This window comes from Vreelandella azerica (assembly GCF_013112225.1).
Taxonomy (GTDB): Bacteria; Pseudomonadota; Gammaproteobacteria; order Pseudomonadales; family Halomonadaceae; genus Vreelandella; species Vreelandella azerica.
The window spans coordinates 48,362-58,307 of the sequence record NZ_JABFHI010000009.1 but is presented as its reverse complement, the minus strand read 5'-3'; the positions used below and the strand labels follow the sequence as shown (position 1 = coordinate 58,307).

Here is a 9,946-nt window from a genome sequence, read left to right as displayed (position 1 = left end):
CGGCATGCTTCGCCGACGCTTACTTGTTGAGCGCCCGGCGCAGTTGTTTGCGGCGCCGCCAGTACCAAATCATCCACGTTATTGTTGAGTCGTCTTAGCAAACTGCCAATTTCACGCACATCAGCCGTCATACGCTGCGCCTGGCGCTGCTGGCTGTCTAATAGCGCAGAAGTATCACATTGTGATTGAAGGGATAATGCCAACTCATCAATCCGCTGCTCAAACGCTTCTGTACTCAGCGGCTTGGGCGTGTCGTCCTGAGATTGCTCAGGTATAAAAGCGGAACACCCGGTTAGCAGGGCCGCTAGCAGAGTTCCCAGCAAGAGACGGGGGCACGTCTGTAGCTGGAGGTAGGTAAAACGGCCATCCATGAACAACCTTTGCGCATAGTAGACGATATCCTTGATCAACGAATAAGGAATGATAAGGAGTCGATAGCAAGCTTGTCCAACGACATCATGATTATATTATGAACAAATAGTAGATCACACTATACTATTTAACATAATATACATTATGCGAACTAATGAGTGATCCATTTATAAACATCACTCAGGTAAAGCATTGCTCGACAACTCCTGTACAGTGTATGGTTTTGAAACATTTCCTCTCGGCTGTCATCAGGAGAATCCCATGGCCCAGTTAAACCGTTTTTGGCGTTGGAGCGTGTTGGCGCTGGCAATCGCGCTGTTAACCGGTTGCACCAGTGTTGATATCAAACAATATGCAGAAAACACGCCCACCCTGGATATCGCCGACTACTTTGAAGGCGACACCCGCGCCTGGGGAATCGTGCAGGACTACAGCGGTGAAATTCAGCGCCAATTTACCGTTGATATCCAAGGGACTTACGATGGCGATACCCTGGTGTTGGATGAAGCCTTTGTGTTTGCCAACGGTGAAACCGATCGACGGGTATGGACATTCGAACGAATTGACGAGCACAACTGGAATGGCTCAGCCAATGATGTAGAAGGCAACGTAGAAGCTAAGCAATACGGTAATGCCTTTCACATGCGCTACCCATTGGATCTTGAAGTCAGTGGTCGGACCTTGACCTTTACTATGGACGACTGGATGTACCTGCAACCCGATGGAAAACTGATCAATCGTACCGCTATGCGTAAATTTGGTCTGACGCTGGGTGAAATCACTCTGGTATTTGAAAAGCGCTAAGCAAAAGACCCGCCAAAAGCTAATTTTGGCGGGCTTTTATCGGTCAGCTATGCATGATCACTCATCGGCGGGTGCATAGGAGCCATCTTCACGGTGTACTTCAGTGCCGGTAATCGGCGGCGTGAAAACGCAGGCCAGATGCATGGTCTTGTGGGCCCGCAACAGATGCTCGTCATGCTGATCAAGGACGTAGATATCGCCCGGCTTGATTGGCCAGATCTTGCCGTCTGCCAGCGTTTCGACTTCCCCTTCTCCTTCAATGCAATACACGGATTCGAAATGATGTTTGTAGTGGATATGTGTTTCAGTGCCTTCGTAGATACGCGTGATGTGGAAGGAAAAATCACCACCATCAGCGGCTAACACCAGGCGCGTGCTATCCCAGTTGCCATTTTCAGCTTTGACAAGACGATCTGTCTGGCGCGCTTCTTCAATATTGCGAACGATCATAATAGTTTCCTTATCAGTACAGCCATTGATAGCGTCAATAAAATAGTATGTTAACAGGCCCTAACCCGTAATAGTTTCTGTCTGGAAAGGACCAATCCTGACCAGATTCTCAGGGTCATGCTCGCCCCCGAGCTGTTCGGTAGAAAAATACTCACGGCTGTTCAACGGTGCATGCCAGCGTGCTGCAAGCCGCCGAAATAGCCCCCATGAAGCCTGATTGTCTGGTGTGATGGTAGTCTCAAGGTGATGAACGCCCTGAAGCTCAGGGCGTGTCATAATGGCTTCAACCAGACGACGGGCCAAGCCCGTGCCGCGCGCCTTCTCCCCCACAGCCACCTGCCAGAGGAAATACGTATCCGGGGCATTATCCTTGACGTACCCAGAGACAAAACCAACCACTTCGCGTTCCTCATTGATGGCCACGGCACAGGTATCACGGAACTGCGTAGCCAATAGCAGATAGGCATAGGCAGAATTGACATCGAGGGGCGGACAGGACTTGATTAACTCGTATACTCCCCAGCCGTCGTCAGCATTTGGCTTGCGAATAAACAAGGGCGTCTCTGCATGCCCCACCACAGCATCCGCAACAGTGGGACGAATCAGGTCAGCAGAGGGTGTAAAAGGCGGTATCGGCGTTGTCATGGTTATGCTTCGCTTCTGCGATTTTGTTAAGGCTACGCTGTTTGTTTAGTAGCTTGAATGATAATTACCCTAGTTGATCAGGGTCTATTAATCACTATATTAAAAACTATGTATAAATACTATAACGGTTAATTATGACCACATCAAACAATCAGGCAGTTGATGCGGCCAAACCATAACGGAAAATTATAAAAAGCGCCTAAAACCTCTATCAGTAGCTAACTAGCAACCGTTAGCGACGGGTTACGCTGCGCATAGTGACAAATTCTTCAGCGCCTGTCGGGTGAATGCCAACGGTGCGATCAAAGTCAGCCTTGGTAAGGCCAGCCCTGACCGCAATCGCTATGCCTTGGATAATTTCTCCCGCATCGTCTCCTACCATATGCGCGCCGAGCACTACGTCTGTTGCATCATCAACAATCAGCTTCATCAAGGTGCGTTCCTGACTACCTGACAGGGTGTGCTTCATGGCACGAAAATCAGCCTGGTAGACGCGGATATTGCCTTTTTCTCTGGCCTCTTCTTCTGATAGGCCCACCGTTCCTATATTAGGATGGCAGAACACAGCAGTGGGAATATTGGCGTAATCCATCGGTTTCGCATCAGCGTTACGGAAATGGACATCCACCAACTGCATGGCTTCAGCCAATGCAACCGGCGTCAGTTCTGGGCCAGCAATCAGGTCGCCCAGAGCGAGTATCGAGGGCACGCTGGTTTCAAAGCGCTCATTGACAGGCACCTTGCCTTGCGCATCCAGGCGAATGCCCAGCGTATCCAGCCCTAACCCTTCAATATTGGCGTGGCGCCCGGTGGCCGCCAATACGGCATCCACGTGCATTACCTGGCCGTCAGTCAGTGTCACCCGATATTCATCCTTGCCAGTATCTCCGGTCACTTTGTCGATTTGGGCAATATTGACATTAAAATGTAGGTTAACACCCTTGCGAGACATTTCATCGCGGGTAAATTCACGCACTTCCTGATCAAAGCCGCGCAGAAACAGGTCGCCCCGATAGATAAGATGGGTATCACTGCCAAGACCATTGAAGATGCTGGCAAATTCAACCGAAATATACCCACCGCCCAGGGTCAAAAAACGCTTGGGGAAGTGTTCCAAATCAAAAATCTGGTTGGAGCTGAGCATATGCTCGCTACCCGGGAAATCCGGCAGCCACGGCCAGCCACCGGTAGCTACCAGAATCCGCTGTGCGGTGATCTGATGCTCGCCTTCATCGTTATGCAGAATGACAGTATGGGCATCTCTGCAACTGGCATGGGCATTGTAGAGCGATACATTAGCGCCTTCGAGCAAGCGATGGTAGATACCGTTCAGGCGCTTGATCTCGCCTTTCTTGTTTTCCCTCAGGGTTGCCCAGTCAAAGATGGCTGGGCCGGGTAATTGCCAGCCAAAACCAGCTGCATCATCAAAGCTGTCGTGAAAGTGCGCAGCGTAGGAATACAGCTTTTTAGGTACACAGCCCACATTGACGCAGGTGCCACCCAGATAACGGTTTTCCGCTATCCCGACCTTGGCGCCTTCTGCCGCTGCCATTCTGGCGGCACGTACACCGCCAGACCCAGCGCCAATAACAAAGAGATCGTATTCATAAGCGGCGTTTTTCGTCATGCTGTGCTCCTTTCATTCAATATCAGTACGTTAAGGAAGTTGTCTCCCCACTTTTCATCAAGGCAATGGTTGACCTCGTGATAAGCTAGGGTTAAAGATAAAAAGGTTAAAACGCTAATCATTTTCTGTATATGACTGCTTCTTCGCCAACGAGAACCTAGATGTCAGATTCCATTAATAAACTGTTAGCCAATAATCGCGCCTGGGCTGAGCGAATGTGCAAGGAAGATCCGGACTACTTTGCCCGCCTGTCGCGGCAGCAAAATCCCGATTATCTGTGGATTGGCTGCTCCGACAGCCGGGTTCCGGCGAACCAGATTATTGCCCTTCCCCCTGGCGAAGTCTTTGTCCACCGTAATGTTGCCAACCTGCTTCATCATACTGATATGAACGCCCTGTCTGTGGTTCAGTTTGCCGTTGATGTGCTTAAGGTGAAGCACATCATGATTGTTGGCCATTATGGCTGCGGCGGCATCAAGGCCGCAGTCACCGGTGGTGAATGCGGCATGGTCGATTTCTGGTTGCACTCGGTACGCGAACTTTATAATCAGCACTGTGACTCAATGCAGCATTTGTCTCTAAGTCAACAGATCGACACCATGTGCGAACTGAATGTCAAAGCCCAGGTTAACAGCCTTTGCCGCACCAAAATCCTGCAACGTGCCTGGCAGCGGGGTGAGCAGATATCCGTGCACGGTTGGGTATATGGGCTTGAGGATGGGCTGGTGAAGGATCTTCACTGCACAGTATCTGACTTATCCCAGGTCGAGACCCTTTATCGGATTGACCGCCTTGAAGCAGGCGACTAATCAAGATGGCGCCCTAGCCTCCAAGCATCAATCAGTAGCGATAGCCACGGTGGCAGCTTTTGCAACTTGCTCCAACTTCGGACAGTCTCTTGGCGGCCGCCCTTAAATCGTCATTTTTGACAGCCTCCATCAGGGTGGCGATTTCGCCATCCAGGCGGTCAAAGCCTTCGCGGTAGCGATCCCACTCTTTCCAGATTTCCGGCCTGGCATCAGACCCGGGACCGTGACTGCCTTCAATAAATGCGGGCAGCATATTATCAGCGTTAACTATTTGCCTAAGGGTTTCAATGCGTGGCCCAGCGGCAGATAGATCACGCTGATTGACGATATCAAATCGCAGTTGGCGTACCAGGGTTTCGGTTTCCTTGAAGGTATCCTGACGCCAGATCACTGCCTCACGTTGATCAGCGAAAGGAGTATCGTCAGCGCTGGCGGGCGGCGATGACCAGCGCTCATCTGCGCTGGCCTGAGACGAGACAGCACCCAGTGAGAAAGCCATTATGACAGCTGTGCAGGCAAGTAGGGTGATATGCCCTGGTGATAAGCATAAGCTTCTCATGTTAATCGTATGTCCTCGTCGAAAATAACGTCTTTAAACCAGCGGGCAACTGACACCGGTGCCTTTCAGGCCACAGTAGCCACCCGGGTTCTTGTGCAGATATTGCTGGTGGTAAGCTTCGGCGTAGTAGAACGTATCCAGCGGTTTTATTTCCGTGGTGATCTGCCCTCGTCCGGCTTTATCCAGCTGCTGCTGAAAAAGGTCGGCGCTGTGCCGGGCTGCTTCAAGTTGTTCGTCATTGGTTGTGTAGAGTGCTGAGCGGTACTGGGAACCAATATCGTTCCCCTGGCGGTTCAGCTGGGTGGGGTCATGATTTTCCCAGAATATGGTTAACAGCAAGGTCAGGTTAACCTCGGCCGGGTCATAAATGATCAGTACCACTTCCGCGTGTTCAGTCTGCCCAGTGCAGACTTCTTCATAACTTGGGTTAGGCGTTTTACCGCCTGCATAGCCTGCCGCAGTGACTAGAACCCCCGACACTGGCCAGAACAGGCGCTCCACGCCCCAGAAACATCCCATGCCGACGACCAGAGTGGCATAGCCTTCGCGATATACTGGCTTCAGGGCTTCACCGCTGATGGCATGATGCTCACTGGTTTTAATAGGCGTATCCCGCCCGGTCGGTATACGATCAAAAAAGCTCATGTCTTACCTCGCTTGAAACGTTGAAGGGTTACCACTGCGACTGAATTGGTAGATCAGGTCAACCGCCTGATTGGCACCCGAAACAGCCTGCAGATACAGGTCACGCCATAAGGTGTAGCGCAGGGTAAGTTCTGCTATTGGGGTAAAGATACCAACGCCATAGCTGATGCTGATGTCATCGGTTAGCTGGCCACTTAACGCTACCTGACTATTGTCGCCGGCGCCTGCGGTATCCAGACGCAGGTCATCAATGCCAAAGGCCTGACCGATAGAACCGACAGCACCTCCTGTGCGGCCTAACGACATACTGATCAGCGCAGTGGTCATTGCACTGCTAAAACCACTGCCAGATTCGTCCGGCGCCCTACCGCGCAACAGGTAGGAAAGCGCACGGGTTTCATTCATAGCCGGATTGGAAAAAATGGCAAGGTTGGGTGATTCCGCCAGTCCGGTTACCCTAACCCCGACAATGACATCGTCCTGAGTGACGTCGGGATTACGGATTGCTTCAAAATCAAGTGATGGCGCCCCCGGCGGGCCACTGAAAAGAATGGCGCCACGCCGGATAAGCAGATCCTGACCAAAGGATTTAAAACGGCCATCCGCCAGATTGACATCGCCAAACAGCTGTAAACCGCCGCTATTCTGGTCGACTTCAAGGGTACCCTGAAGGCGTGAATTCAGCCCATAAGCGGAGAGTTGCATGTCTTCGCCAAGGTTGATATTGATCTGTACATCCATAGCCATTCCGCCCTGCTCAAGGCTTTCTGCAGCGCTTGGCCCACCATTTTCAGACCGTTGCGCGGCCAACTGTTCGGCTTCTTGATCGTCGCGCTCGGTTATAATGATCTCGTCGCTACTGGGCCCCATCACCGAAGCAGGCAGCTCGCCTGCCTCCAGACGCGCCCAGGGCACGTTGACATCGCCCCGCACCTGCAAGCGATCGGGGGCAACGCGAATGCGAATATCCGGTGCGGCTTCCAGGCGGCCAAACTGTGGCAAGGACACCAATAATGGGTTCTCTGTTGCCTTCAGGTCAATGCCAATGCCCCAGTCATCATCTCCGGGCCAGACGGCCTCGCCCTGAATATTCAGACGTCCACGTTCGGCATCCACAAAACCGTCAATCCGGCCTGAGTCACCGTCGAAATCGACGTTGATCTCCCCATCGGGAATGACAATGGGCAGGTCGGCGCCGGCGACCTGTAGCTGATTGAGGCTTAACTGGCCTTGAAGATCCGGTTGTGCCACAGAACCGCTGATGCTGACATTACCGTCTAACTGCCCTTCCATGGTGTCAAGCCCAACCACCATCTCGCGGTATGGGTTCAGGCGAACGCCTACGACCCTTAGATCACCGTCGAGACCTGCGGCGCCGAGTGGATCTGTAATGGCCAGATCGAGGTTGATATCACCGGTATTGCCCAGCGCCAGAGTGGCATTGGCATCCACCTGCTGTGGATTAGCTTCTATGCGGGTTTCAAGGCTCAGGCGCGGTAGGGTTACTGGCTGGCCAAAGTCATTCAGCGCGGTGATCTCCAAGCTGCTGTCCAGCCCCAGATTGGCCTGCCAGCGGGCACCGCCCTGTCGCCAGGAAGCCGCCATATCAGCGGTGGTATCACCTTGTAGCGACCAGCCCTCAGGTAGGAAAGGAGCCAACATCTGCATAGGCACTTCGCTGACAGACAAGACAGCGTTACCCGCATCGGCAGAGGCATTAATAGCCTCCTCGGAACAGATAACGCCGCCTTCCTCGCGGCGCAAGCAAAACCTTGATAGACGGGCTTCACCACTATCCAGGCGATAACCAAGATCCAGAGGGGCTTCAAGACTTATCGTGCCGAACGCTGAAACCACCTCAAGCGGTAACAGCGTAGCCTGGTAGCGCTGCCCCGGCTGATCAAACTGGCCATCAAGCGCCAGAGTGACACTTTCAAGCAGTTCATTATCTGCGCCCCCTGCCACCTCCAGCGAAAGATTATGTTCAGAAAGCCTGCCATCCAGTGAAAGCGCGATATTTTCAAATGCTTGCCCACCAGCAATAGCATTAGCTATTGCCAGGCGGATATCCAGCTGCGGATCTTCAATACCACTGACATCCGCATCCAGCTGTAGGGCATCCAGACGATTTTCGCCAAACTGCAGCCCTTGGCCCTCAAGATTGGCGGCAAGTTGCGGCTGCTCCAGGCTTCCCCGTGCCTGAATCTGCCCGGTTAGCGCGCCTTGTAACCCGGGGGCCAGGGTTTGCAGGCCACGCATATCAATAGTGGCGTCCAGATTCATGTTTTCCGGGCTGATCTGGCCGCTGGCATTGAGCCGGTTTTCACCCTGAGCAAAGTCCAGCTGCTGAAGATCTACGTTAAGCGTACTGTCTGCGTTGAGGGCTGCCTTCAGATTGAGTGGATAGCCCTGCAACTCACCGTTGATATCGAGCACAGGCAGTGCCACTGTCCATAGCTCGCCCTGCTGGCGCACAGAGACATCCAAAAGCCCATTCAGCTGCCCTTCAACCGATGGCGCAAGGTCATTGGGGTTGAGATTGGACAGCTCAACAATCGCATCAACGCCCAAACCATCCTGCCAGGAGACATTGCCCCTGCTGGATATCTGGCTGCCATTTACGTTTAGGGTCAGTGGCGCCCAATTAAACGTGCTCAGGTTCCCCTGGCCGTTCAATGCCAATCGGCTGGGCGGTACCTGGGGGCCTTGAGCGTCAACCTGAAGATCAAGCTGGTAGTCTTCAAGATCACCTTCGGCGGTCAAGGTCAGCCCTTCAAGCACATAAGGCTCATCCGCTGACTCACTGTCCTGTGTAGCAGCCGGTGAGGTTAACGGCCAACGCAGCTGATTGCTGTCCAGCGTTATCTGGAAAGGCAGGGTCGGCGCCAGGGCATCCAGATTGGCGGTCAGGTTCGCCGCAATTGGCCCTTGGGCGTTGAGCGTTGCGTTCAGATCATTCAGGTTGCCGTCCAGCCGTAGGGAAATCTCCTCACCGGCCAGTTCGGGCATTATCTCCGGCAGTAAGAGTTGAGCATCCAGCTGGGCATTCAGCGGGTAGTTTTCCTGCAGCTCCACCTCGGCACTCAGCTGCGCTGAGGCATCAGGCGTCGTGACATCAAATTGGGTTAAGTTAATTTGGCTACCCTTGGCTGTCAGTCCCAGTTGCAGGCTGTTCACTGTGTATTCGGTAACTCCTGAAAGCGTGAATTCATTCACGCTGAACGCAGGTAGCTCCAGGCTGATTGGCAGGCTGATAGCAGGTAACTCAAGCGGCTCGCGGTTGGCGATGTCCTCTGCGGGCGAAACCTCGCTGACAGGTTCAAGCGGATCTTGCAATTCAATGGCGGCATCAATGGCCGCACTGGAAAGCGGCGAGTCCTGTGAGCCTGCCAGCAAAACACCCGGACTTGGGGGCAAATAGACCTGAGGGCGCTCCAGGTGGGTGGGCGCAATACTGATAAGGGTCTCTTCTGCGCTGATGGCAGAGGTAAAGCTTTCCCAGCGGATTCGGGTGCCATCGCCAAGGCGTACATCTATGTTTTCCAACACCAGCTCGCGCAGCTCAACTGGGAAAGGCAGGCGAATTTCTTCCAGCGGCGCCGAGTCCTGCCGCTCCTCTTCAGGTTTGTCGCTGCTAGCCGGCAGGCGAACTGTAGCATCGACCAATCTCAGTGTATCAATGCACAGACGGCCGGAAAGCACGCAATCCTCTGCCCAAGCCAGTTCAAATTCGCCCAATGAGAGAGAAACTCCCGCCACATCCAGGCCAAAGCCTTCCAGTTTGAGGTGTTCAAGCAGGCTACCCTGATGGCCTTCCAGCTGAACCCAGTTGCGCTGTTCTGCCTGATCCAGAAGCACACTGGTTCCCCAAGGGGACAGTACCCAGCCAAGGACTACCAACACCAGTGACATCAGCCAGATAGGCAGTACAATCACCAGGCGTATAAGGCTCCAGACCAGCAGCCACAGGCGTTTTCGGGCTGAAAAATAATGCCGTTTGATCACGGTCTGTTTATCTTGAGACACAGGCAACTC

General features: G+C 53.1%; 8 protein-coding genes and 1 pseudogene. 2 read left to right on the top strand and 7 right to left on the bottom strand.

Going from position 1 to position 9,946, the window contains the following annotated elements; genetic code table 11:
• A pseudogene (locus tag HLB35_RS15440) lies at nt 1–371 on the bottom strand (hypothetical protein); the annotation flags it as partial.
• Between the two features lie 262 nt (nt 372–633).
• Here HLB35_RS15440 and HLB35_RS15435 point away from each other — a divergent pair.
• Nucleotides 634–1,176, top strand: a complete 543-nt coding sequence (locus tag HLB35_RS15435; protein ID WP_171703255.1) for a DUF3833 domain-containing protein — start codon at nt 634–636, stop codon at nt 1,174–1,176.
• 57 nt (nt 1,177–1,233) lie between these two features.
• Here the strand turns inward: HLB35_RS15435 and HLB35_RS15430 are convergent, their stop codons facing one another.
• From HLB35_RS15430 to gorA, 3 genes are all read right to left on the bottom strand, one after another.
• Nucleotides 1,234–1,626: an ectoine synthase gene (locus HLB35_RS15430; protein WP_171703254.1), complete on the bottom strand. Its 393-nt coding sequence runs from the start codon at nt 1,624–1,626 to the stop codon at nt 1,234–1,236.
• 60 nt (nt 1,627–1,686) lie between these two features.
• Nucleotides 1,687–2,271 (bottom strand): diaminobutyrate acetyltransferase, encoded by a 585-nt coding sequence (ectA, locus tag HLB35_RS15425; protein WP_171703253.1) that lies wholly within the window; start codon nt 2,269–2,271, stop codon nt 1,687–1,689.
• Between the two features lie 232 nt (nt 2,272–2,503).
• On the bottom strand, nt 2,504–3,898 hold the full coding sequence (gene gorA, locus HLB35_RS15420; RefSeq protein ID WP_171703252.1) for a glutathione-disulfide reductase: 1,395 nt from the start codon (nt 3,896–3,898) through the stop codon (nt 2,504–2,506).
• Nucleotides 3,899–4,059: 161 nt separating this feature from the next.
• On the opposite strand from gorA, the gene can reads away from it, so the two are divergent.
• The gene (gene can, locus HLB35_RS15415; RefSeq protein ID WP_171703251.1) at nt 4,060–4,707 is read left to right on the top strand and encodes a carbonate dehydratase; all 648 of its coding nucleotides are present in this window, start codon (nt 4,060–4,062) and stop codon (nt 4,705–4,707) included.
• Between the two features lie 31 nt (nt 4,708–4,738).
• On the opposite strand, the gene HLB35_RS15410 is transcribed toward can, so the two are convergent.
• The 3 genes from HLB35_RS15410 to tamB form a co-directional block, all read right to left on the bottom strand.
• Nucleotides 4,739–5,206 carry a c-type cytochrome gene (locus HLB35_RS15410; protein ID WP_171703250.1) on the bottom strand — a complete coding sequence of 156 codons (468 nt, stop codon included), beginning with the start codon at nt 5,204–5,206 and terminating at the stop codon, nt 4,739–4,741.
• A gap of 93 nt (nt 5,207–5,299) precedes the next feature.
• A complete protein-coding gene (msrA, locus tag HLB35_RS15405; protein WP_171703249.1) occupies nt 5,300–5,911 on the bottom strand; it encodes a peptide-methionine (S)-S-oxide reductase MsrA in 612 nt (203 codons plus the stop codon).
• Nucleotides 5,912–5,914: 3 nt separating this feature from the next.
• Nucleotides 5,915–9,937, bottom strand: coding sequence for an autotransporter assembly complex protein TamB (gene tamB, locus HLB35_RS15400; RefSeq protein WP_328732253.1), 4,023 nt, complete (start codon nt 9,935–9,937; stop codon nt 5,915–5,917).
• Nucleotides 9,938–9,946: the final 9 nt, after the last annotated feature.